Consider the following 23253-nt stretch of genomic DNA (forward strand, 5'->3'; position numbering starts at 1 on the left):
CGGTCTCTTGCGTGAAGCAGTGAATCACTGGTTCACTTCTTGCGTGCCCTACCGGCGAACCCCTCGGGTCCAGGCGCGGATGGACGACCAGCGCGCGGCGATCCTGCAGGCCGCGATCGACCTCGTGGCCGAGCAGGGCTACGCGGGCTGCTCGATGGCCGCGGTCGCGGCCCGCGCCGGGATCGCCACCGGGACCATGTACAAGCACTTCACCAGCAAGACCGAGCTCGCCGTCGAGCTGTTCCGCCGGGTCTGCGGCCATGAGGTCGACGCGGTCGCCCAGGCCGCCGCGCAGCCCGGTGACCTGGTGCAACGGATCGTCGCCGTGGTCGAGACGTTCACCTCCCGCGCCCTGAAGTCCCCTCGCCTGGCCTACGCCCTCCTGGTCGAACCCGTCGACCCCGCGGTGGACCAGGAGCGCCTGGTGTTCCGCCGCGCGTTCCGGGACATCGCCGCGGAACGGATCGCCGAGGCGGTGGCCACCGGAGTCCTGCCGCCGCAGAACGCCGAGATCACCGCCGCCGCCCTGATCGGCGCGCTCGGCGAGATCCTCGTCGGCCCCCTGGCCGCCGGTGCGCAGATCGATGAAGAACGAGTCGACGCTGTGCCGGATTCCTTGCCCGAACTCATCGCGTTCACACTGCGCGCCCTCGGAGGTTCCGATGCCCACTCATGAGGTCACCAACCAGGTCCCGCCGCTCGTCGGCCACGACGTCGCCGCCGACCCGGCGCTGCTGGAAGGCCTGCGACGGCACGGCGCCGGCTGGGCCGAGGACGACCTGCACGCCCTGGGACGCCTCGCGGGCAGCCAGGAGTGGCAGGAACGCGGCCGGGTGGTCAACGAGAACGAACCCGTCCTGCGCACGCACGACCGCTACGGCAACCGGATCGACGAGGTCGAGTTCCACCCGTACTGGCACGAGCTGATGACCGTCGCCGTCGAACACGGCGTGCACGCGGCACCGTGGGCCGACCCGACGCCCGGCGCGCACATCGCCCGCGCGGCCAAGTTGTACGTGTGGGGCCAGGTCGACGCCGGGCACACCTGCCCGATCTCGATGACCTACGCGGCCATCCCCGCGCTGCGCGCGAACGCCGACCTCGCCGCCGAGTTCGAGCCGCTGCTCACCGCGCGCACCTACGACTTCGGGTTGCGCGTGCCTTCGGCCAAGCGCGGCCTGATCGCGGGCATGTCGATGACCGAGAAGCAGGGCGGGTCGGACGTCCGCACGAACACCACGGTGGCCACTCCGGCCGGGGACGGCACATACCGGTTGGTGGGGCACAAGTGGTTCACGTCGGCGCCGATGTCGGACATGTTCCTGACCCTCGCGCAGGCGCCCGGCGGCCTGTCGTGCTTCCTGCTGCCGCGGGTGCTGCCGGACGGCACGCGCAACCCGATCCGCTTGCAGCGGTTGAAGGACAAGCTCGGCAACCGGTCGAACGCGTCCGCCGAGATCGAGTACGAGAACGCCGTCGGCTGGCCGCTGGGCGCCGAGGGCGAGGGCGTGCGGACGATCATCCAGATGGTCAACAACACCCGCCTGGACTGCACGGTCGGCAGCGCGTCCGGGATGCGGTTCGGTGCCGTGCAAGCGGTTCACCACGCCAGCCACCGGCGGGCGTTCGGAGCGCGGCTGGTGGACCAGCCGTTGATGCGCAACGTCCTGGCCGACCTGATCGTCGAGTCGGAGGCCGCGACGACGGTCGCGATGCGGCTCGCGGGAGCCTCGGACGCGGCCCTGCAAGGCTCGGCGGACGAGGAGCTGTTGCGCCGGCTCGGGCTCGCGGTGAGCAAGTACTGGGTCTGCAAGCGCGCCCCGATCCACGCGGCCGAGGCCCTGGAATGCTTGGGCGGCAACGGGTACGTCGAGGAGTCCGGGATGCCTCGGCTGTACCGGGAGGCGCCGCTGCAGTCCATCTGGGAAGGCTCCGGCAACGTGGCCGCGCTCGACACGCTGCGCGCGATGGCCCGCCAGCCCGCGACCGTGGACGCCTACTTCGCCGAGGTCGAGCAGGCCACCGGCGCGGACGCCCGGCTGGACCAGGCCGTGATCGGTCTCCGCAAGGAGCTGTCCGATGTGGACGACATCGAGTACCGGGCGCGGCACCTGGTGCAGACCATGGCGTTGGTGCTGCAGGGTTCGCTGCTCGTCCGGCACGGCGTCCCGGCGGTCGCGGATGCGTTCTGCGCCTCGCGGTTCGGCGAGTGGACGGGTGCTTTCGGCGCGCTGCCACCGGGTGTGGACACCAAGGCGATCATCGAACGCGCTATGTGATCGCGTTCCACAGGGAGTCGACGAGCGCGGCCACGTCGTCCGGCTGGTCGGCCAGATCGCCGACCGGCCGGACCTCGACGGTCAGCGCTTTGCTGGTACGGGAACACAACGAGGTGTGCGTGCCGTTCGGCCCGGGCGGCTGCCCGGCGGGCGTCGGGTCGTTGCGCACCACACACGACACCTCACCGAACTCCTCGGCCGACTGTGTGGGTTTCGCCAACCGGTAACGCTGATAGTCCTCGTACGGCACGTACAACGGGTGCGCCGACGGGGCCCGGTAGATCTGGACGGAAAGTTGCTGCCGCAGATCCCGTCCGGCGTACAACTGGACGACGGCGGCCGCCCCGCCATGCGCCTGCGACAGCAGTTCCGAGCTTTTCGCGTTCTGCTCCAGGATCTTCTGCTGGATGTCCGGCCGCCCCGACGACCGGACATCGATCTTGTCGTACCGCAGATAGGCGCCCACCCGCGCCGGTGGGTCGATGGGCTGTTTGTCGATGTACGTGCCCGTCGTGTTGAGCACCCACGCCCCACCGACGACCACGCCCGCGGTCGCGAGCCCGCCCAGACCAGCCATCAGCAAAGCCCAGGGAACACGCATAACACCAAGGTTAGGACACCGAGGCCCAGACTTCGTCCACCAGTTCGGCGACCTGCTTCGGCGAGTGGTCGCCGCCGTCCGGCGTGATCTCCACCGTCAGGGCGCCGCTCGACCGCGAGCACTTCGCCGCCCGCGCCGAGCCGGCCGCGGGCGTCTGCCCCTGCGGTGTCGGGTCGTTCATCACCAGACAGGACACCGAGCCGTACCGCTCCACGGTCTGCTGTGGCTTGGCCAGGCCGAGGTCGTCCGGGTTCACGTATGGCACGAACAACGGATCGGCGGAGCGGTCGCGGTAGGCCACCACCATGAAGTTCGACTCGAGCTTGTTGTCGGCGTAGTGCGCGAAGAGGGCACCGGCGCCGCCGTGCGACTCGGACAGTCGTTTGGTGCTCTCCTGCATCGCTTTGAGCGTGCGCTCCACCACCGGCTTGGCCATCGGCTTCCGGTTCGGCTCCGCCTTGTCGAACGGGACCAGTGCGCCGATCTTGGCGGGTGCGGCGATCGGGCGGGAGTCCTGCCCGCCGGAGCCGCGCGAGGGTAGCGACAGTCACGACACCTTTTCCCAGATTTCGTCCACCAGTCCGGAAACTTCCGCCGGGTTCTGGGCCACCACACCGGCCGGCGTGATCTCGACGGTCAGCGTTTCGCTGGACCTCGTGCAGCGAGCGGCCCGGGTGAGATCGCCGATCAGCACGCAGGAAACATCGCCGTGCTGCTGGATGGTCTGTTGCGTCGAGTCGCCGAACGGCACGAACGGCGGATTGGCCGTCTGGTCGCGGTAGATCTGCACCATCAGCTGGGAACTGATGCCGTCGTCGGCCAGGTGCGCGTAGAGGGCCGCCGCGCCGCCGTGCGACTCCGACAACCGTTTCGTGTTCTCCTGCGCGGCTTTGCGCTCGTTCTCGATCACCCGTGTGATCCGGGGGTTCTGCCCGGCCAGCACCCGGTCGTACGGCTCGAACTGGCCCACTTGGGTGAGCGCGGGGATCGGCCGGGTGTCGGGCCGGGCGGTGGTGCCGGTCGCCAGCCAGGCGCCGCCGATCGCGAGCGCGCCCACGACCAGGCCGGCCAGCCCGGCCAGCAACCACATTCCGGGTGGGTACCCGGGTTTCGGTGGCGGGTCCGGGCGGACCGGCACCGTCTCGAGGATCGGCTCAGCCACCACCCGATGGTAGCCGCGAACCAGCCTTGCGCAGAGAAAACTGCCAGGCGTCCAGATATCCCGCGCGGAACCCGGCCTCGCAGTACGCCAGGTAGAAGTCCCACATCCGGCGGAACACCGGATCGAACCCGGCCTCGGCGATCCGGCCCCAGCCGGCGTGGAATCGCTCCCGCCACTCGTGCAGGGTCAGCGCGTAGTGCGGGCCGAGCTGGCGGCGCGAGGAGATCCGCAGCCCGGCGTTCGCCACGTTGTCCTGGATCGCGGGCACCGACAACAGCTGCCCGCCCGGGAAGACGTACTTGTGGATCCACGTGTACGAGTGACGGGTGGCCAGCATCCGGTCGTGCGGCATGGTGATCGCCTGCAGACCGGCCCGGCCGCCCGGCTTGAGCACGCGGGAGATCGTGGCGAAGTAGGCCGGCCAGTACTCCTCGCCGACCGCCTCGATCATCTCCACCGACACCACGGCGTCGTAATGTCCTTGCGCCGCACGATAGTCCCGCAGCAGCACCCGCACCTGCGAGGCGAACCCGGCCTCGGCGATCCGCTGCTCGGCGAGCGCCTGCTGCTCACCGGAGATCGTCAACGTGGTCACCCGCGCACCCCGCTGGGCGGCCCGCAGCGCCAGCGAGCCCCAGCCGGTGCCGATCTCCAGGATGTGCATGCCCGCGCGGACCCCGGCCAGGTCCAGGATCCCGTCGATCTTGCGCAGCTGCGCCGAATGCAGGTCATCGCCGGGCGCGAACCAGGCCGACGAGTACGTCATCGACGAGTCGAGGAACACTTCGAACATCTCGTTGGACAGGTCGTAGTGCCGGTGGATGTTGGCACGCGCGCCCTCGACCGTGTTGCGCTCGTTCGATGGCCGGCGCGCATCCACCCAGCGCCGCAACACTTGCAACGGCTTGGGCACCAGCACCGCCATCCGCTGCGCGAACGGGGTGAACAGGCCCACGGGGTCCTCGCTGGTCCAGTCGCCGGCCATGTACGCCTCACCGAACCCGATCTTCGCGTCCACGCCCAGCCGGTGGAAGAACTCCCCGGGCCGCACCAGGGTCATCACCGGGCCGCCGGTGCCGATCCGCTCGCCGTCCGGGAAGACCACCTGGATGGGCAGCCGCCCGGCCGTGCGCCGGAACAACTTCTCCGCGATCCACGCCCTGGCCGGGGAATGCGGGATCTCGGTCAGGCAGGGCCAGCGCTCGGCGGCCGTGGCAACTGTCGTCATTGGACACCATCCTGCGCGATGTGGTGTGGTCTGCGAACAATCGGGGCCCGGCGCAGCCACAGGGCGATGCCGTGCCGTCTGATCAGGACACTGGCCGGCCAGCGGAACGCCGCCCGCAGCACGGTTCTGGGCGTGACCGGCACGCTCGTGCCCCGCAGGGTGGCCACGAGCGGGATCTCAGGAACAGCACCGTCCTGCTTGAGCCTGATGGTCAGCGAGAGGCGGTCGCCGGGCCGGGGCAGCCGCATCCGGTAGGTCCCGCCCGGCTGCTGGAACGGTGAGACGTAGAACTCCTTGCTGGTGCTGGCTTTGTCCTGCTTGTCGGTGGTGAGCAGGTAGCAATGCCGTTCGCCGTACGTGTTGTGCACCTCGGCGACGACACACGTCGTGGTGTCCTGCGCGTCGAGGCACCAGAACACGCTGACGGGGTTGAAGACGTGGCCGAGGATTCTGGCGTTGGCCAGCATAAGGATTTTGCCGTCGGCCTCGACACCTTGTTTGGCGAGCCACGCTTCGAGGTTCGCCCGGATGGTCCGGTCCGGGCGGCCGAGGTGGTCGCGGGCCTCGAACCGGGCGAACGGCCGGAGCCACCAGGACAGCCGCGGCAACTCGTCCAGGTCGACCAGCCACATCGCCACCTTGTGCCGGAACGCCTTGTGCGGCTTGATGTTCCGGAAGTGGGCGACCTCGGCCTCATACAGCGTGGTCACCACGTCACGCCCAGCGCCGCGGCCGCCCGGACTCCCGCCGCACAGCCGTCCTCGTGGAAGCCCCAGCCGTGGTACGCCCCGGCGTAGGCCGTGGTGTTCGTGTTGAGTTCCGGCAGACGTTGTTGGGCGGCAACCGATTCCGGAGTGTACACCGGGTGTTCGTAGACCATTTTGGCGATCACGCGGTCTTCCCGGATGCGGTCGGCTGCGTTCAGGGTGACGACGTAGCTCTCCGGCCCGGTCAGGTTCATCAGCCGGTTCATGTCGTAGCTGACCAGCACGGGGCCGTTTTCGTCCCGGCACGCGGTTTTCCGGTAGTTCCAGGAGGCTTTGGCATCCCGTGGCAGGACCGTTTCGTCGGTGTGCAGCCAGGTCTCGTTGCGCGAGTAACGGAACGCGCCCAGCACCTCGGTTTCCCGCGGGGAGGGGTCTTTCAGCAGCGCCAGGGCCTCGTCCGGGTGGGTGGCGATCACGACCCGGTCCGCGCGATGCACCTGGTCGGCGTCATCGTGGATGGTCACCCCACCGGATGTCCGTTGTACCGCCCGGATCGGGGTGGAGACGTGCACCGCGGTCAACGCCTTCACCGCACGGTCCACATAGGTCCGTGAACCGCCGGCGACCGTGCGCCACTGGGGTGATCCGGTGACCGACAACATCCCATGATTCGCCAGGAACGAGAACAGGTACCGCGCCGGATAGCGTCCGCTGACCGCCGGTCCGGCCGACCAGACGGCCGACACCACCGGGATCGCGAAATGCCGGACGAAGTACTCCGAGTACCCGCCGATGGCCAGGAATGTCGCCAAGGTGACCTCATCCGCCTCCGGGCAGGTGAGGACCCGCCGGGCATGCCGGTGAAACCGCAGCACCTCGGTGAGCATCCGCAGGTACCGCGGGTTCGCTGTGTTCCGCTTCTGCGCGAACAACCCTGGCAAGCCTCGCGCACCGGCGTACTCCAGGCCACACCCGTCGCAGCGAACGCTCATGGACATCTCGGTGTCCTGGGTGGGTACGCCGAGTTCACCGAACAGGCGGAGCAGGTTCGGGTAGGTCCGTTCGTTGTGGACGATGAAGCCGGAGTCCACCGCGACCAGCCCACCGTCCTTTGTGGGCACGTCGTGCGTGTGCGCGTGCCCGCCCAGTCTGGGCTGTGCCTCGAACAGCGTCACGTCATGACGGCGTTGCAGCAGGTAGGCGGCGGTCAGCCCGGCCACTCCGGCGCCGATCACGGCCACTCGTTCGGTGCGCACCATGCCGGTCATTCGGTGCGGGCGCGGATCCGGCTTGTCCCCAATCCGGGGGACGTCCGGCGCCGAACCTCAGCCATGGGCGTGGCGCGGGAACTCGTGGATCTGGTGGAACGGCTGCTCGGGGCGAAGCTCCCGGTCGGTCTCAAGGCGTGGGACGGCAGCCGGGCCGGTGCCGTGGACGGGCCGTGCATCGTGTTGCGGAACCGTCGTGCACTACGGCATGTGCTGTGGCAGCCTGGCGAACTCGGGCTGGCGCGTGCCTACGTCAGCGGCGATCTCGACGTCGAGGGTTCGCTGGCCGACGGGCTGAGCCGGTTCTGGAGCCTGGGCGTGACCGCCAAGCCCAGTCCGGTGGACTGGCTGGACATCGCGCGGTCGGCGGTGCGGCTGGGCGTGATCGGGCCCCGGCCGCGGATCCCCCTCAGCGAGGCGCGGCTGCAGGGGCGCCTGCACACCCGCCGTCGTGACCGTGCGGCCATTTCACACCACTACGACCTGTCGAACGCGTTCTACAGCCTGCTGCTCGACGAGCACATGGCCTACTCGTGCGGCTACTGGACCTCGCGGGACCCGGGCTATGGCGTGCACGAGGCCCAGACCGACAAGCTGGACCTGATCTGCCGGAAACTCGGCCTCGAGCCGGGCATGCGGCTGCTGGACGTCGGCTGCGGCTGGGGTTCGCTGATCATCCACGCCGCCGCCCACTACGGCGTGCACGCCACCGGGATCACCCTCTCGGCCCAGCAACGCGACTTCATCCGGTCGCGGTCGGACCGGGTCGACGTCCGCCTGCAGGACTACCGCGAGCTGACCGACGCCCCGTTCGACGCCGTCGCCTCGATCGAGATGGGCGAGCACGTCGGCGAGCAGAACTACGCGGTCTACACCCAGACGTTGTTCCGCATGCTCAAACCGGAAGGCCGCCTCGTGCTGCAGCAGATGTCCCGCGGTGCCACGGCTCCCGGCGGCGGCGCGTTCATCGAGAAGTACATCGCCCCGGACATGACCATGCGCCCCATCGGCGCCACCCTCAACCACCTGGCGAACGCGGGCTTCGAGATCCGCGACGTCCACGCCATGCGCGAGCACTACGTCCTGACCTGCGACGCCTGGGCCGCGACCCTGGAGGACCGCTGGGCCGAGGCCGTCGAGCTGGTGGGCGGGGAACAGGCCCGCATCTGGCGGCTCTACCTGGCCGGCGGCGCCCTAGCGTTCGAGGACAACCGGATGGGCGTCGACCAGATCACCGCCACGAAGACCACAGTGGACGGTCACAGTGGAATGCCGCTGACCCGCGTCGAGCCGCTGCCCGTTCGCAGGCACGAGCACGCGGATTGATGGGAGACTGGACCGATGGGCGATTTCCTGGTCAACCTGGCGTTCTCGGCGCTCGCGGTCGTCGTGCTGATGGGCGTGGTGTTCGGGGTCTCGGTCAAGCGGGACCGGCACGACCTCATCGACACCGCGTGGGGACTGGGGTTCGCGCTGATCGCGATCGTCTCCCTGGCGCTCGCGACGGACCCGGAGGTCCTCCCAGCGCTGTTGACGGTCATCTGGGGCGCGAGGCTGGCGGGGTACATCGCGATCCGCAACAGCGCCAAGCCCGAGGACCCGCGCTATGCCGCCATCCGCCGGCGCGCCAAGGGCAACCCGAACCTGCACCTGCTCAAGGTCGTCTACCTGACGCAGGGCCTGATCATGCTGTTCGTCTCGCTGCCCGTGCAAGCCGCCCAGTACCTGCCCGCCCCGCCCGTGTGGCTGGCGGTCGTCGCGACGGTCGTGTGGGCGGTCGGGATGGTGTTCGAAACGGTGGGGGACTGGCAGCTGAGCCGGTTCAAGGCGGACCCGGCGAACCAGGGCAAGCTGATGACGACCGGTCTGTGGCGGTACACGCGGCACCCCAACTACTTCGGGGACGCGGCGGTGTGGACCGGGCTCTATCTGCTCGCGCTCGGCGGCTGGGCCGGGGCGGCGACCGTTCTTTCGCCCATTGCCATGATCTGGCTGCTGGCAGGCGGCTCGGGCAAACCGCTCACCGAGAAACACATGCGGAAAACCCGCCCGGAATACGCGGACTACGTCGCACGCACGAGCGGGTTTTTCCCGTTGCCGCCGAAGCGGGAAACCGCCGGAGGGCGGTCTCCCGCATAGCGGTGTACATGGAAACCGTCAGCCGGAGCGGCGGTTGGCGAAGTTGCGGTGGTTCTGGGTCGCCTGGTTGCGCATGGTCTGCACTTTCGCGCCGTGACCCTGCTGATGCTGCTGTTTGGCGGCCCGGCGCTCGGCGCGGCTGGGCTTTTCCGGCTCGTCGGCCGGGTCACGCGGCTCGATCGGCTGCATGAAGGACAGTGACTGGGGCTCAGCCTCGGAATTCTTCTTCGATTTCGGGCGTGCACGCATGGGAAACCTCCCGGAAAGGGTGAAAAAGGGGACGGCAAAACGGCTCAACGCGGCGCTGGAACGAGCGTGCGGAGGTTCTCAGTTGCCCAAAGTGCCCATGGCATCACCATAGCAGTGACCCAACCCGGGCGCATCCCTATTCGGCGACCGGGACGACTATGGCGGTGATCACCAGCCCGTCGCTGACGATCCACCGCCCGGTGAACCCGGAGACCTGCTCGCCCGCGATCACCGGCCCGGGCACCAGCAGCCGCGCGTCGAACGTGCCCGCCGGGTCCAGCGTGACCGAGGCCTCCTCGAAGCCGAGCCACTTGTGGGTGAGCGGGTACCACGCCTTGTACACGGCCTCCTTGGCGCAGAACAGCATCCGGTCCCAGTGCACGCCCGGGTCGCGCGCCGACAACGCGGCCAGCCGAGGGATCTCCTCCTCGCGGCCGATCATCCTCAGCATGCCCTCCTGCGGCAGCGGCGCGTGCGGTTCGGCGTCGATCCCGATCGTGTGAATGTCCGAGGAGCGAGCCACCACCGCGGCCCGGTACCCGGCACAGTGCGTCATGCTGCCGACCACCCCGGCGGGCCACTGCGGCGCGCCACGCTCGCCGTTGAGGATCGGGGCCGGCTCGATGCCCAGCTCGCCGAGCGCCTGACGGGCGCAGTGCCGGACGGTCGCGAACTCCCGGCGCCGTTTGTCCACGGCCTTGGCGACCCGTTCGGCCTCCTCGGGGAACAGGGTCGACTCGGGCGCGTCCTCGGTCGTGTCCCGGCAGACGACACCCGCCGGCATCAGCTTCTCGATGATCACGGCGTCACCCGCGCGGGCAGCACCGGGCGCAGCAGCTTCTCCGGCAGGCCCCGCGGCCGCCATTCCCGCGGGTAGCCCAGCGAGACCTCGGTGAACGGCACGCCGTCGTACACCGTCGCCCGCGGAATGTGCAGGTGGCCGTACACGCAGGCGGCGACGTTGAACCGCGTGTGCCAGTCAGCGGTCTGCACCGTCCCGCACCACTGCGCGAACACCGGGTAGCGCAGGATCCGCGTCGGCTGGCGGACCAGCGGCCAGTGGTTGACCAGCACCAACGGCACATCGGGGTCGCAGTCGGCGAGCCGTTTCTCCGACTCCTTGATCCGCGCGTCGCACCAGGCGTCGATCGACGGGTACGGGTCGGGGTGCAGCATGTACTCGTCCGTGCAGACGATCCCGGCGTCGTGCGCGGCCTTCAGCGACTCCTCCTTGCTGTTCACCCCGTCGATCCGGAACGTGTAGTCGTAGAGGGCGAACAGCGGCGCGATCCGGACCGGGCCGCCGTCACCGGTCCACACCGGGAACTCGTCCTCGGGCGTCAGCACGCCGATCCGGCGGCACATCGCCACCAGGTGCTGATAGCGCTCGACGCCCCGCAGCTGCACGGGGTCCTTCGAGGTGGTCCACAGCTCGTGGTTGCCGGGCACCCACACCACGGTCTCGAACCGCGACTTCAGCAGGCTCAGCGCCCACTCGATGTCCGCGGCGGTCTCGGCCACGTCGCCGCCGACGATCAGCCAGTCGCCCGGGTGCTCGGGGCGCAGGCCCTCGACGATCGGGCGGTTGTCCTCGTGACCGACGTGCAGGTCGCTGATGGCCAGCAGCTGTGGTGCGGTGCTCACTCCGCCGACCTTACCGAGGCCCGGGTAGGGCAATTCGTCCTTTCACTGTGACCGGGGTCTCTGGTACTCACTGAATGACGACCCCTGCCGCCGCCACGACCGGGATGTGAGGACGAGTGGCGATGGCGTTCGATCGCAGGAAGTTCCTGGTGGGAAGCACCGCGGCTGCGGCCTTGGCGGCGGGCGGGGGCTCCGCGCAGGCAGCGGTACCAGTGTTATGGCAGGAGTTCGTCCAGAACCCCTACGACCATCCCCAGATCCCAAATGTTTCCTTCGCGGGCTACCGGCTGGGCGAGCGGCTGCCGACGCAGCGGCCCGCGCACGTCAACGTGCTCCGCTACGGCGCCAAGGCGGACGGGTCGGCGAACGCGGCCCCGGCGATCAACCGCGCCATCGCGGACGTCGGCAAGTCCGGCGGGGGAGTCGTGTACGTGCCGGAAGGCACCTTCCGGATCGACGACATCGTCGAGGTCGGCTACTCCAACGTCGTGCTGCGCGGCGCGGGCAGCGGCCGGACCACGCTGTATGCCACCCGGTCGCTCGAACAGATCGTCGGCATCAACCGCAGCCGCTACGGCAGCGAGAACTCCGCGTGGAGCTGGTGCGGCGGGCTGGTCTGGGTCTGCCACCGTGATCGCCGCAGCACGTTGATCAACGCGATTCAGGCGCACAACTGGCCGCTCGAAGGCTGGCTGGGCAACGAAGGCGACGCCTCGGCGCCGATCACCACTGTGGTGAAGCCCGCCCGGCGCGGTGATTTCACCGTGGACGTGGCCGACGCGAGCGGCCTCGAGGTCGGCGATCGGGTGTTGCTGCAGGTAGACGACGATCCAGCGCACGGTCTGCTCAAGCACATGTGCGGCGACATCCCCGGCACGCGGACCTACGTGTGGACCGACAAGACCAAGTTGCTGTCCTACAAGCCTTTCCAGTGGCCGGTCCGGATCGCCGCGATAACCGGGACAAAGGTGACGTTCGCGCAGCCCTTGCCGGTGCAGCTGCGGCCGGAGTGGAACGCGCGGCTCACCACGTCGGCCCCGGCGGTAACCGGAGCGGGCGTCGAGGGCCTGACGATCCGGCTGGTGAAGACGGTCCGACCAGCGCACCTGCAGGACAAGGGGTACAACGGCCTGGTCTTCCAGTGCGCCTGGGACTGCTGGGCCGACGATGTGACCGTTGTGGACAGTGACAACGGGTTCCTGCTGGTAGCGGCGAAAGGCGTCACGCTCTCGCGGACGTGGGTGGCCGGCCGCGGCCAGCACCACTCGTACTGCTGCCGCGAGCAGTCGCACGACAACTTGATCGAGGACTTCGGCATCGGCAAGTTCACCGAGCCGCCCACCCCGGGCTCGGGTCACCACGGGATCAACGTGGAAGGCTTGTCCTGTGGGAATGTCTGGTCCAAGGGCCGGATGGAGGCGGGCACCTTCGACACCCACCGGGGGCTGCCGTTCGGCAACGTGCGAACCGAGGTGGTGATCTTCAACGACGGCTCGCACGGCGGCAGCGCGGACGCGGGTCCCTTGTACGGGGCCCGGTTCGCGCACTGGAACGTCACGGTGACCAACCAGCGGGCGGGCTGCGTGCGCATCGACGAGGTCGCCCCGATGAGCGCGACCGTAGGCATATCAACGGTTCGCGACTTCGGGCAGGTCGACCGCCCGGACTTCACCGGCCCGCTCGGCGCCCGGCTGGACAGTTACGGCGACGTCACAGTCTCCCCGCAGAACCTTCACAAAGCCCAGCGCGAACTGAGAGGGCTTCCGTAGCACAGCGAAAAAATGGTCTAAAAAGATCAGTCAATCGGTTGCGCAGTCCGGCCGATTGCGGGTACTCCTTGGCTATAAGTCTTTTGACAGCTGGGAGTTCCGGCATGATCACCGGCCAGGACCGCCTCATCTGGCGGCTCGCGTCCGTGCCCGCGCTCGTCGCGGCCATCCTTCTGACGGTGGTCGCGGCGGTGGTGGAGTTACTGGGCATGCCGGGTGCCGATCTACTGTGGACGGTCGCGGCGCCGGTGTGGCTGGCGCCACTCGCGGTGTGGGCGATCGAGGGTCTGGCCGGCCGGCGGGTCGACGCGAGCCTGCTGGCGATGCCGGTCGTCGGCGCCGCGTTGCTGGTCCACCAGCACGAAGTCGGTGCGGCGATCGGCGTGCTGGCCGTGTTCGGCCGGATGATCGAGATCCGCGCCTGGCGTATGGCGACCAGACAGCTCGCCGCGATCAAGGTCGCCGAGCAGGACACCAAGATCGCCACCGGCGACCGGATCCGGGTGGTGACCGGCGAGGCCGTCCCGGCCGATGGACGGTTGCTGGCCGACGCGGTGCTGGACGAGGCGCCGCTGTCCGGTGACCCGATCGCGGTGCTGCGGCGCAAAGGCGAGTCCGTGCGCAGCGGCGCGATCAACGCGGGCGACCCGGTCGAGCTGATCGCGACCGTGCCGGCGAACGAGGGAACGTGGGCCGCGATGGCGCGACTCGCCGGGCGCGCGGTGTCCGACCGCGCCGAGCCCGGGCGCCGCGCGGACCGGGCCGCGGTGGTGTTCCTGCCGCTGTCGGTGCTGATCTCCGGGGTGATCTGGTTCGTCACGCGCGACTCGCTGGCCGCGTTCGCCGCGTTGGCGGTGGCCGCGCCCGGCCCGATCCTGCTGGCCAGGCCGTTGTCGCTGCTCGCGGGCGTGAACCGGGCGGCGCGGCAAGGCGTGGTGATGGGCGACGCGGGCATTCTCGATCACCTCGCGCGCACCCGCGTCGGAGTGGTCGACAGCGCGGGCGTGGTGACCTTGGGGGCGTTGTCGGTGACCGAGGTCGTCGCCGCGCCGGGGCGGCTGACCAACGATGTGCTCGCGCTGGCCGCGTCCGTGCAGCAGTACCGGCCCGACCCGTTGGCGGGTGCGGTCGTGCGTGCCGCGAAAGCCGCTGGAGTGCGGGACAGGACGCGGACCAGCAAGGTCATCGTCACCGAGACCCAGCCGGAGGTGACCGCGGACTGGGTGAAGGTGGCGCAGGCGCGCGCGAGTCTGGACGGCGCAGGCCTGGCATGGGTCATTGTGGACGGTCAGCCCGCCGGGGCCCTGCTCGTGCGCGACGAGGTCCGCCCCGAAGCCGCCGAGTCGCTGCGGAAACTGAGGTCCGCCGGGATCAAGCGGCTGGTGCTGGTGACCAGGGGACGGCTGAACGACCCCGAGGACGTCGGCGTGCTGCTGGGCGTCGACGAACTGTGGACGGGGTGCGGCACCGCGGACAAGGTGGAGCGCGTCCGCGAGGAACGCCGCAAGGGCCGCACGCTGATGGTCGGCGACGACCCGGCGGTCGGCGCGGCCGATGTCGGCGTCGCGTTGAGCGGACGAGGGACCTGTGTCGCGGACATGATCATCGCGGACGGGATGGTCGCGCGCCTGGCCGACGCGATCACCACCGCGCGCCGGTCGCGGATCATCGCCGTGATCACCACGTTGAGTGGACTGTTGCTGGTCGCGGGCGCGATGGGGCTGTCCGCGCTGGGCTGGTTCGCGCCGATCGTGGCCGTCCTGCTGCGGTCGGTCATCGACGTCGCGATGGTCGCCGGGGCGCTGCGGGCGTTGAACCCGGTCCGCCCGAAGGCGCAGCTGCCCGGGCCGGTCCCGGATCACCTGCGGCCGGTGCGGCTCGCCGTGCGCAAGGCCGCGGACGAGCTGTCCTCCGGCATGACCCCGCAGGCCCAGCGCTCGGTGCTGCGCGCCTACCACCTCATCTCCGACCACGTGGTTCCGTTGCAGCGCACCGGCGAGATCGAGCGTCAGGTCCGGCGCCTGGGTGCCCACCTGGCCCGGCCGGACGCGCAGGTCGAGGACGTCCGGGCGACCCTCTACGGCCTCAACGCGGTGCTGTCCGAGGGACTCATTTCACACCCTGCAAGTTTGCAGAGGATGCAAGATCCCCGCTAGCCTGGTCGCATGCCGGATGCCGACCTGAAGCTGGGCCTGCGCGAGCGCAAGAAGATCGAGACGCGCAAAGCGCTGGCCGAGGCCGCCATCCGGCTGTCGGTCGAGCGCGGGTACGACAACGTCACGGTGGACGACATCGCCGAGCGCGCGGGCGTGTCCACCAGGACGTTCTTCAACTACTTCCCGGCCAAGGAGGACGCCGTCCTGCGGCCGGACGACGACCCGATCGCCGAGACCCAGCGCATCCTCGACGAGTTCGCCGCCGTTCCCGCCGAGGTCGGCACGTTCCGCGCGTTCGCCACGGCCATGCGCTCGGCCGCGCTGCGCATCGACCGCGAGGCCGACGAGTGGCTGGTCCGGGTGTCGATCATCGAGAACGACCCCGGGCTGATCGTGAAGATGTTCAGCGCCCGGCGCGAGACCGAGCGGATGACCTGCGAGGCCATCGCGGCCCGCGCGGGTGTCGACCCGGACGACTACTACCCGGCGCTGATCTTCGCCGCCGTGGGGGCGGCCTTCCAGGCGGCCATCCGGCGGTGGTTCGCCAAGGACGGCGACGCGTCCGTGACGCAGCTGTTCGACGAGGCCATCGCCTCGATCGCAGCCGGGCTACCGCAACCAAAGGGGGAGCAGAAGTGACCGTGATGTCCGACGGACCAGGCGTGGCGGCACCCAACCGCCGCCAGGTGATCGAGGCCCTGTCCGGGCTGATGATGGGCATGTTCGTGGCCATCCTGGCGTCGACCGTGGTGGCCAACGCGCTGCCGCGGATCGTGGCCGACCTGGGCGGCTCGCAGGCGTCGTACACCTGGGTGGTGACCACAGAGCTGCTGGCCATGACGGCGACCGTGCCGCTGTGGGGCAAGCTCTCCGACCTGTACAACAAGAAACTCCTGGTCCAGCTGTCGCTGTCGATGTTCGTGGTCGGTTCGCTGGTGGCCGGGTTCGCCGGTGACATCGGCGTGCTGATCGGCAGCCGGGTCGTGCAGGGCGTCGGCGCGGGTGGTCTGACCGCGCTGGCCCAGGTCGTCATGGCCGCGCTGGTGTCGCCGCGTGAGCTGGGCAAGTACATGGGTGTGTTCGGCGCGATCTTCGCCGCCGGGACCGTGGCCGGGCCGCTGATCGGCGGCGTCATGGTGGACACCTCGTGGCTCGGCTGGCGCTGGTGCTTCTTCCTGGGCGTGCCGTTCGCACTGGCGGCGATCGCGTTGCTGCAGCGCACGCTGAAGCTGCCGACCATCCGGCGGGAGGGTGCCAAGGTCGACTACCTGGGCGCGTTCCTGATCATGCTCGGCGTGTCCACGCTGCTGATCTGGACCTCGCTGGCCGGCAACCAGTTCCCGTGGGGCTCGGGCTGGACGTTCCTGCTGGTCGGGTTCGGTGTCGTGGTCCTGGCGCTGTCCGTGTGGGTCGAGTCGCGCGTGAGCGAGCCGATCGTGCCGCTGTCGATCTTCCGCAACCGCACGGTCACGCTGACCACGGTCGTCAGCTTCCTGGTCGGCGTCGCCATGTTCGGCGGCACGGTGTTCCTGTCGCAGTACTTCCAGCTGTCGCTCGGCAAGACGCCGACCGTGGCCGGGTTGATGGGCCTGCCGCTGATCTTCGGCCTGCTGGTCTCGTCGACCGTGTCCGGCCAGCTGATCAGCCGGACCGGCAAGTGGAAGGCGCACCTGGTCATCGGCGGCGTGCTGATGGTCGCCGGGTTCGCCCTGCTGGCCACGATCCACCGGGACACCAACCTGGTCGTGCTGAGCGCGTACATGGTCGTGCTCGGCGCCGGGGTCGGCATGCTGATGCAGAACCTGGTGCTGGTCGCGCAGAACGACGTGCCCGCGGCGGACCTCGGCGCGACCACCTCCAACCTGGCGTTCTTCCGCAGCCTGGGCGGGTCGATCGGGGTGAGCGTGCTCGGCGCGGTCCTGGCCGACCGCGTGACCAGCGAGATCACCGCGAAGCTCGGCCCGCTGCCGGGCGGCTCGGGCACGGCCGCGGTGCCGGACCTGACCAAGCTGCCGCCGCCCATCGTGGCCGTCATCCAGGATGCCTACGCGGTCGCGACCAGCAGCATCTTCCTGTACTGCCTGCCGTTCGCGGTGCTGTCGGTGGCGGTCGTGTTCTTCCTCAAGCAGATCCCGTTGAAGACCAAGACCGGCAACGAGCGGCTCGCCGAGGAAGCGAACATCCCCATGCATTAGCGCCGCCCTCTATGCGCGCCGCGAGCGCCCACTCTCGTGAGAGTTTTCGGTCGTTAGAACGACCGAAAACCCTCACGAGAGTGGGCCAGGGTTTCTGGTCAGCTGGCGGCGGCGATAACGCGGTGGGGCAACAGGTCTTTGAGCGCCTGTGACGGTTCGAGGCCCAGTTCCGCCCGCAGGATCCGGCGGCACTGTTCGTACTGCCGCAACGCCGCGCCGCGATTCCCGGCCGCCAGATGTGCCTTTACCAGTACCCGGTGCGCGCTTTCCCGCAACGGTTCCGCGCGCACCACCGCCAGACCGGCCGCGACCGCCTCACCATGCCTGCCCGCCTCGATCAACCGCTCGGACATCGCTTCCAGGGCGTGCAACCGCAACTGGTGGTACTGCTCCTGCTCGATCAGCACCCACTCGCTCTCCGACCAGTCCGGCAACAGGTCGGCCGACAGATCGGCGCGGGTGTCCGCGGTCAGGATGTCGTCGCAGGAATATGTCGTGTCCAGCAATCGGTATGCACGGGTCGTCGCGTCGTGAATGTCCACGGTGATGTGTTTCGCGATGGACATCTCCTGCGCCGACGCCTCGATCACGTCGTGCCCGGCGCGCATTGCCCGCCACAACGACGAACGGAGGTTCGCGCTCGCGCGGGACACGGTGTTCTCCGGCCACAGTGTGCCGGCCACATAGGACCGTGTTCTCGGTCTGTCCTGCAGCGCCAGGAAGGCCAGGAGCCGTTGCGCGCTGGCGGAAATGGGCACCCGCCGCTGGCCGACCGTCAGCGCGAACCCTTTCAGCAGCCGTAGGGTGATCTGGTCGTGGTCCGCGTTCATCGGTCCCCCCGGGCGATGCCGCCGTGTGTGATGTGATCAATTTCCCGCATACGCAGGGAATCAGTCGCTCCCCACACTACTCAGAAGTTCATGATCGTGCCGGTATTACGAACGCCGCGCAGATTAATGGTGATCCGTCGCCGAGGCGTCGCCGTGCCATCTCCGGGACGTCACGAGTCCCGGCGCAGCAGTTCGTCGAACCACGCCTGGACCGCGAGATGCACTTCTTCCGTTGTGGTGACGGCGATCGCGGGGGCCTGACGTGCGCCGATCGACCGGAGAACGCGAACGCGCAACGCGTCGCCGTCCACCCACACCCGCAGGATCAGGGTGCCGGAGCGCTCGAGGGGTGCGTTCACGAAACGGAAGAATGCCGCATCCGGTGTCACCTCGCCGTTGTCGGTCCCGTTGTCACAACGTCGCCATTTTCCGGCGACCGGCGCCGCGGAACGGTTCGGTGACGCCGTCGTGACGAGCGGAACGCGGGGTGGTCACGCGGGGCCTGCCATCCTCGCCCGGCACGCCTTCGAGTGCGGAGCCTGGGGAGGACTCGCATGGGTGACTTCGGCGTCATCGCCGACGTCTCGACGATCATCGTGGAGACCCTGAACCAGGCGCTGGACGGGCTGGGCATGCTGGAGAAGCCCATCGCGAAGCTGGACGACCTGCTGGACACGCCGACCACACCGCCGCCGACGCTCACGGTGTTCCTCTACGAGATCGCCGAGGACCCGACGTCCCGCAACCGGCCGCCGGTGCGTTCCCTGCCACCGGATCCGCCGACGACCCGCAAACCGCCGATGGCGTTGTTGTTGCGCTACCTGATCACCCCGTGGGGCGGCGATCAGGTGACCCAGCACCGGATGCTCGGCCGTGCACTGCAAGCGTTGTACGACGATGCGATCCTGGACGGCGGCCAGCTGACCGGAAGCCTTGCGGGCAGCAACGATTCGCTGCACGTCACGCTGACGTCGTTGACGCTCGACCAGAAGTCCTGGGTCTGGTACGCGATCCAGAAGCCCTACCGGCTATCGCTGAACTACGAGGTCCGCGTGGTGAACCTCGATGTCGAGTCGGCCCAGCGGGTCCGGCCGGTGCAGAACCGGATCATCGACGGGGTGGCCCGGCGATGACCCGTCTGCTGCCGCTGGAACGGTCGTCGCTGTTCAGCCCGGCCTGGCTGATCCCATTCGACGAGTACAACCAGGTCGTGCGCGGGATCGTGCGCGTTTCCGTGGACCGTTGGGACGGCGCGGAATGGCGGCCCGCGGACGCGCAGGTCGTGCGGACTCCCAGTGGTGCCTTCGCTTTCCCGGGTCTCGGCCGCCGGTTCACCGCGCCGGTACGGCATCGCGTGCTGCTGAGTTCTCCGGGCTACCAGCCGTTGTACCCGGCCGACGATGTCGCCTTCGACGCCGGTGTGGTCGGCGTCGAGTTCGTCGTGCACCCCGACCCGCCCGCGGTGGGCGCCTCACCGCGGCTGGTGCGGTTGCTGCCGGACGTCACTTTTGCTTATCCCCCAGGGGGTCGCGTCGTCCACGGGGTCGTGCGGGACGCGAACACCCAGGCGCCGATCGTGAACGCGCTCGTCAGCGCGGCCGGGCAGGTCGACCAGGTGCAGTGGCGGGAACGCACGCTTTCCGGTGCGGCAGGCGCGTTCCGGCTGTCGTTGCGCTGGCCGGCCGACGGTGGCCCGGTCGCGGTGAGCGCCACCGACCGGCCCGGTCGCGGCGGGTCGGTCTCCGTGCGCCTGCCCCAGGACGTGGGCGCCAGTCAGGTCATCGAGATCAGCTAGCAGTCTCAGCGAGGAAGCGAGGAGCCATGCCCGAGTATCTGAGCCCCGGGGTGTACGTCGAGGAGGTCGACGCGGGGCCACGGCCGATCGCGGGGGTGAGCACCAGTACGGCGGGCATGGCCGGGGTCACCGTGCGCGGGCCGGACACCGGAAAACCCCGTCTGGTCACCAACTTCCTGGAGTTCCAGCGGACCTTCGGCGGGTTCGTGCCCACTCCCGAGCCGTCCGTGCGGGACGCCTGGGCCAACAACCCCGGCGAGGGCGGGCGCTGGTGGCTGTTCCCGTTGGCGGTAAAGGGGTTCTTCGACAACGGCGGGCAGCGGTTGTACGTCAAACGCGTGGTCAGCAAGGATGCCGTTGCCGCCAAGGGAACCCTGGGTCAGGGTCTGACTTCCTCGATCGTCGCGGACGCGGCCGCCGGCGCCGATTCGCTGCAGCTGAGCCATTTGATCGGCTTCGCCGGCGACGACCAGGTCGACATCGTCCGCGGCGACGACCGGCAGTCCATTCACACCGCTCGCATTGCCACATATGACGTAACCTCGCGGCGGATCACCCTGGATACGCCGCTGACCGCTGAGGTTCGTGCCGCACGAGGGGATTTCGTCCAGGTCGGTGCCCGGTCGAACACGGCTTCCCTCGAGTTCAGCGCGGTCAGCCCGGGCGCGTGGGGGTCGGGCGTTCAGGTCCGGATCCAGCCTGTGGTGGGTGCTTCGCTGCCGGTGCTGCCGGATCCCAGCCAGGGTGGGCTTTTCGTTACCCAGCTGACAGCGGATGCTTCCGCTGACAGCACCACGGTCGAGGTCGCCGAGGTGAATGGGCTGCCGCCGTCGCCCGCTCCGGACAAGGTGTGGGTGCAGATCGGTCGCGGTGTTTTCCTTGTCACTGTTGGCACTCCGGCCGATGGCAAGGTGACCTTGACGTTGGCCGCTGGTGCCACGCATCCCGCTTGGGACACTGGGCTCACCGTGCGGCGGGTTCGCAGCGCGTCACCGGCTGGTCCACAGAGGACACTTCGGGTCGGTGGGGCGAGCCGGTTGTACACCGGCGCTGTGGTCCAGTTGGACCATGGTCATCGGCTGGCCGTGCTCCGGGTCGTTTCCGTTGACCTGGACGTGGTGACGTTCGACGTCGATGTTGCCCAGGATGTGCTGGAGTCCGACCGGTTGTATCTGGTCGAGGCTCAGGTGAACACGCGCTTCGAAGCCGTCACTGAGACTTTCAGCAACCTCCGGTTGACCGGCGATGGGCCGTCTTCGCTGACTGGTGTGCTGGCAGGGCAGTCGCAGTTGGTCCGAGCGCGTGGGCTGGCTGGGCTTTCCGATGATCCGGGCAAGTTCCCGACCCCGGCGATCGGCTCGTGGCTCACTTTGGCCGACGGCGACGACTCGTTCGGGTCGCTTTCCGTTGGTGACTTCGTTGGTGCGGACGGCGGGAGCGGGCAGCGCACCGGAATCGTCGCGCTGGAGGACATCGACGAGATCGCGATCTGCGCGGTGCCGGGGATGTGGTCGGGGACCGTGTTGTCAGCGTTGATCACGCAGTGCGAGACGTTGAAGGACCGGTTCGCGATCCTCGACCCGCAGGACGGTCTGGACATCGAGGGCATTCAGACGTTCCGGGAACCCTTTGACACCAAGTACGCCGCCTTGTACTACCCGTGGCTCGTGACGCGTGACCTCTCGGTGAACGCGGATGTCGAGGTGCCGCCGTCCGGTCACCTGGCCGGAATCTACGCGCGCACCGATGTCGAGCGGGGTGTCCACAAAGCACCGGCGAACGTGGTGATCCGCGGTATCCGGCTGACCGACGGGATCGCGCAGGACATCACCAAGCGTCACCAGGACCTGTTGAACCCCAAGGGAATCAACGCGCTGCGGTTCTTCCCCGGGTTGGGGCACCGGGTGTGGGGCGCGCGGACGTTGTCGTCGGACAGCTCGTGGAAGTACATCAACGTGCGGCGGCTGTTCCTGTTTTTGGAGGAGTCGATCGACGAGGGCACGCACTGGGCGGTGTTCGAGCCGAACGACGAGTCGCTGTGGGCGTTGGTTCGCCAGACCGTGACGAACTTCCTGACAGGCGTGTGGCGCGGCGGCGCCCTGGCGGGCACCACCGCCGAGGAGGCGTTCTTCGTTGCCTGCGACCGCACCACGATGACCGAGGACGACCTGGCCAACGGGCGGCTGATCTGCGTGATCGGTGTCGCGCCGGTGTTCCCGGCCGAGTTCGTGATCTTCCGGATCCAGCAGAAGACCCGCGAGACCCAGCTCGCCTGAGTGTGTGAGGAGAGGCAGCGATGCCACCCGTGTTCCGGGAAGATCCCTATGCTTCCTACAACTTCCAGGTCATCGTGACCAACGTCAGCAACGACCCGGTCGCCGTCAAGGGAGCGTTCACCGAGGTGAGCGGCCTGGAGCTGGAGATCTCGCCGATCGAGTACCGCACCGGCGCGGAGGACATCACCGTCCGCAAGATCCCCGGCCTGAAGAAGTTCACCAACATCACCTTGAAGCGGGGCATCACCGGCGATGTCGCGTTCTGGAGCTGGATCGTCGAGGCGCTGAACGGCAAAGTGCGGCGCACCGCGGGCTCCATCGTGCTGCTGGACGAGAACCGCCAGGAAGCCATGCGGTGGAACTTCGACCGCGGCTGGCCCACCAAGTACACCGGCCCGACGCTGGCGGCGACGAAGAACGAGATCGCCATGGAGACCCTCGTCCTCGCGGTAGAGAAGCTGGAAATCGACATTTCATGACCACCTCCCTGCCAGGCGTCCGCCTCACGGTCAGTCCGCCGGCTCCGGTCGCCGAGCCGCTGCGGACCGACGTGGCCGTGTTCCTGGGCCGGACACACCGAGGCCCGGTGGGTGCGCCGGGGCGAGTGTCGAGCTGGAACGACTTCCTGGCCACCTTCGGGCCGCCTCGCGGCTCTGCCACGTCGAACGCCGTGCACGGTTTCTTCGAGAACGGCGGTCGCACAGCGTGGATCATCCGCGTCGCGGGCCAGACCACCACCGCCTCAGCGCTCTGGACGCCCGGCCCCCGCTTCCCCCACCCGGCGTACACCGTGACGGCCGCCAGCCCCGGCAGCTGGGCCAACGGAACCCGGGTGACCATCCGCTACCGCGCAAGCTCCCAAGCCGGCCCACCCACAGTAACGGTCCGCATCGCGGTCCCCGGCGAACCCACCGAAACCTTCCCAGCCATCCCCCCACCCGAACTGGCCGACCGC

General features: G+C 69.0%; 23 protein-coding genes. 12 read left to right on the plus strand and 11 right to left on the minus strand.

What is annotated here, in order from left to right; all coding sequences use genetic code 11:
* Window positions 1–43: 43 nt before the first annotated feature.
* Both AB0J95_RS42825 and AB0J95_RS42830 read left to right on the plus strand, forming a co-directional pair.
* Window positions 44–676 (plus strand): TetR/AcrR family transcriptional regulator, encoded by a 633-nt coding sequence (locus tag AB0J95_RS42825; protein WP_364771205.1) that lies wholly within the window; start codon window positions 44–46, stop codon window positions 674–676.
* Window positions 663–2279: an acyl-CoA dehydrogenase family protein gene (locus tag AB0J95_RS42830; protein ID WP_364771207.1), complete on the plus strand. Its 1617-nt coding sequence runs from the start codon at window positions 663–665 to the stop codon at window positions 2277–2279. The genes AB0J95_RS42825 and AB0J95_RS42830 overlap by 14 nt, the downstream gene beginning before the upstream one ends.
* On the opposite strand, the gene AB0J95_RS42835 is transcribed toward AB0J95_RS42830, so the two are convergent.
* From AB0J95_RS42835 to AB0J95_RS42860, 6 genes are all read right to left on the minus strand, one after another.
* A complete protein-coding gene (locus AB0J95_RS42835; protein ID WP_364771209.1) occupies window positions 2272–2880 on the minus strand; it encodes a hypothetical protein in 609 nt (202 codons plus the stop codon). The genes AB0J95_RS42830 and AB0J95_RS42835 overlap by 8 nt on opposite strands.
* 10 nt (window positions 2881–2890) lie before the next feature.
* On the minus strand, window positions 2891–3316 hold the full coding sequence (locus AB0J95_RS42840) for a hypothetical protein (RefSeq protein ID WP_364771211.1): 426 nt from the start codon (window positions 3314–3316) through the stop codon (window positions 2891–2893).
* A 111-nt stretch (window positions 3317–3427) separates the two neighbouring features.
* Window positions 3428–4042 (minus strand): hypothetical protein, encoded by a 615-nt coding sequence (locus tag AB0J95_RS42845; RefSeq protein ID WP_364771213.1) that lies wholly within the window; start codon window positions 4040–4042, stop codon window positions 3428–3430.
* Entirely contained in the window at window positions 4035–5270 is a 1236-nt protein-coding gene (locus AB0J95_RS42850) for a cyclopropane-fatty-acyl-phospholipid synthase family protein (RefSeq protein WP_364771215.1), read from the minus strand. The genes AB0J95_RS42845 and AB0J95_RS42850 overlap by 8 nt, the downstream gene beginning before the upstream one ends.
* The gene (locus tag AB0J95_RS42855; RefSeq protein ID WP_364771217.1) at window positions 5267–5980 is read right to left on the minus strand and encodes a DUF1365 domain-containing protein; all 714 of its coding nucleotides are present in this window, start codon (window positions 5978–5980) and stop codon (window positions 5267–5269) included. Before AB0J95_RS42855 ends, AB0J95_RS42850 begins: the two co-directional genes overlap by 4 nt.
* Entirely contained in the window at window positions 5977–7236 is a 1260-nt protein-coding gene (locus tag AB0J95_RS42860) for an FAD-dependent oxidoreductase (RefSeq protein ID WP_364771219.1), read from the minus strand. The genes AB0J95_RS42855 and AB0J95_RS42860 overlap by 4 nt, the downstream gene beginning before the upstream one ends.
* Window positions 7237–7308: 72 nt before the next feature.
* On the opposite strand from AB0J95_RS42860, the gene AB0J95_RS42865 reads away from it, so the two are divergent.
* Together AB0J95_RS42865 and AB0J95_RS42870 are read left to right on the plus strand one after the other, a co-directional pair.
* Entirely contained in the window at window positions 7309–8571 is a 1263-nt protein-coding gene (locus AB0J95_RS42865) for a cyclopropane-fatty-acyl-phospholipid synthase family protein (RefSeq protein ID WP_364771221.1), read from the plus strand.
* A gap of 15 nt (window positions 8572–8586) precedes the next feature.
* Window positions 8587–9384, plus strand: coding sequence for a DUF1295 domain-containing protein (locus tag AB0J95_RS42870; RefSeq protein WP_364771222.1), 798 nt, complete (start codon window positions 8587–8589; stop codon window positions 9382–9384).
* A gap of 18 nt (window positions 9385–9402) precedes the next feature.
* On the opposite strand, the gene AB0J95_RS42875 is transcribed toward AB0J95_RS42870, so the two are convergent.
* From AB0J95_RS42875 to AB0J95_RS42885, 3 genes are all read right to left on the minus strand, one after another.
* Window positions 9403–9633 carry a hypothetical protein gene (locus tag AB0J95_RS42875; protein ID WP_364771223.1) on the minus strand — a complete coding sequence of 77 codons (231 nt, stop codon included), beginning with the start codon at window positions 9631–9633 and terminating at the stop codon, window positions 9403–9405.
* A 136-nt stretch (window positions 9634–9769) separates the two neighbouring features.
* Entirely contained in the window at window positions 9770–10435 is a 666-nt protein-coding gene (locus tag AB0J95_RS42880; protein WP_364771225.1) for a 4'-phosphopantetheinyl transferase superfamily protein, read from the minus strand.
* Window positions 10432–11277, minus strand: a complete 846-nt coding sequence (locus AB0J95_RS42885; RefSeq protein WP_364771227.1) for a metallophosphoesterase — start codon at window positions 11275–11277, stop codon at window positions 10432–10434. Before AB0J95_RS42885 ends, AB0J95_RS42880 begins: the two co-directional genes overlap by 4 nt.
* Before the next feature lie 122 nt (window positions 11278–11399).
* On the opposite strand from AB0J95_RS42885, the gene AB0J95_RS42890 reads away from it, so the two are divergent.
* The 4 genes from AB0J95_RS42890 to AB0J95_RS42905 all read left to right on the plus strand — a co-directional run bounded on the left by AB0J95_RS42890 (window position 11400) and on the right by AB0J95_RS42905 (window position 17397).
* Window positions 11400–13046, plus strand: a complete 1647-nt coding sequence (locus AB0J95_RS42890; protein ID WP_364771229.1) for a glycosyl hydrolase family 28-related protein — start codon at window positions 11400–11402, stop codon at window positions 13044–13046.
* 104 nt (window positions 13047–13150) lie between these two features.
* Window positions 13151–15202 carry an HAD-IC family P-type ATPase gene (locus tag AB0J95_RS42895; RefSeq protein WP_364771231.1) on the plus strand — a complete coding sequence of 684 codons (2052 nt, stop codon included), beginning with the start codon at window positions 13151–13153 and terminating at the stop codon, window positions 15200–15202.
* 9 nt (window positions 15203–15211) lie between these two features.
* Window positions 15212–15841 carry a TetR family transcriptional regulator gene (locus tag AB0J95_RS42900; RefSeq protein WP_364771233.1) on the plus strand — a complete coding sequence of 210 codons (630 nt, stop codon included), beginning with the start codon at window positions 15212–15214 and terminating at the stop codon, window positions 15839–15841.
* A gap of 5 nt (window positions 15842–15846) precedes the next feature.
* The gene (locus tag AB0J95_RS42905; RefSeq protein WP_364771541.1) at window positions 15847–17397 is read left to right on the plus strand and encodes an MDR family MFS transporter; all 1551 of its coding nucleotides are present in this window, start codon (window positions 15847–15849) and stop codon (window positions 17395–17397) included.
* 98 nt (window positions 17398–17495) lie between these two features.
* Here AB0J95_RS42905 and AB0J95_RS42910 read toward each other — a convergent pair whose 3' ends face one another.
* Window positions 17496–18227 (minus strand): BTAD domain-containing putative transcriptional regulator, encoded by a 732-nt coding sequence (locus AB0J95_RS42910; RefSeq protein WP_364771235.1) that lies wholly within the window; start codon window positions 18225–18227, stop codon window positions 17496–17498.
* Window positions 18228–18397: 170 nt separating this feature from the next.
* Window positions 18398–18586 (minus strand): hypothetical protein, encoded by a 189-nt coding sequence (locus tag AB0J95_RS42915; RefSeq protein ID WP_364771237.1) that lies wholly within the window; start codon window positions 18584–18586, stop codon window positions 18398–18400.
* A 195-nt stretch (window positions 18587–18781) separates the two neighbouring features.
* On the opposite strand from AB0J95_RS42915, the gene AB0J95_RS42920 reads away from it, so the two are divergent.
* From AB0J95_RS42920 to AB0J95_RS42935, 4 genes are read left to right on the plus strand one after another with little or no spacing between them, the layout of a single operon-like run.
* Window positions 18782–19360 carry a DUF4255 domain-containing protein gene (locus tag AB0J95_RS42920; protein ID WP_364771239.1) on the plus strand — a complete coding sequence of 193 codons (579 nt, stop codon included), beginning with the start codon at window positions 18782–18784 and terminating at the stop codon, window positions 19358–19360.
* On the plus strand, window positions 19357–20022 hold the full coding sequence (locus AB0J95_RS42925; RefSeq protein WP_364771241.1) for a carboxypeptidase regulatory-like domain-containing protein: 666 nt from the start codon (window positions 19357–19359) through the stop codon (window positions 20020–20022). Before AB0J95_RS42920 ends, AB0J95_RS42925 begins: the two co-directional genes overlap by 4 nt.
* A 26-nt stretch (window positions 20023–20048) precedes the next feature.
* A complete protein-coding gene (locus AB0J95_RS42930; RefSeq protein ID WP_364771243.1) occupies window positions 20049–22298 on the plus strand; it encodes a phage tail sheath C-terminal domain-containing protein in 2250 nt (749 codons plus the stop codon).
* Between the two features lie 20 nt (window positions 22299–22318).
* Window positions 22319–22777 (plus strand): phage tail protein, encoded by a 459-nt coding sequence (locus tag AB0J95_RS42935; RefSeq protein WP_364771245.1) that lies wholly within the window; start codon window positions 22319–22321, stop codon window positions 22775–22777.
* The last annotated feature ends 476 nt before the right edge of the window (window positions 22778–23253 follow it).

The sequence above is a fragment of the Actinocrispum sp. NPDC049592 genome (assembly GCF_040675465.1).
Classification (GTDB): domain Bacteria; phylum Actinomycetota; class Actinomycetes; order Mycobacteriales; family Pseudonocardiaceae; genus Kibdelosporangium.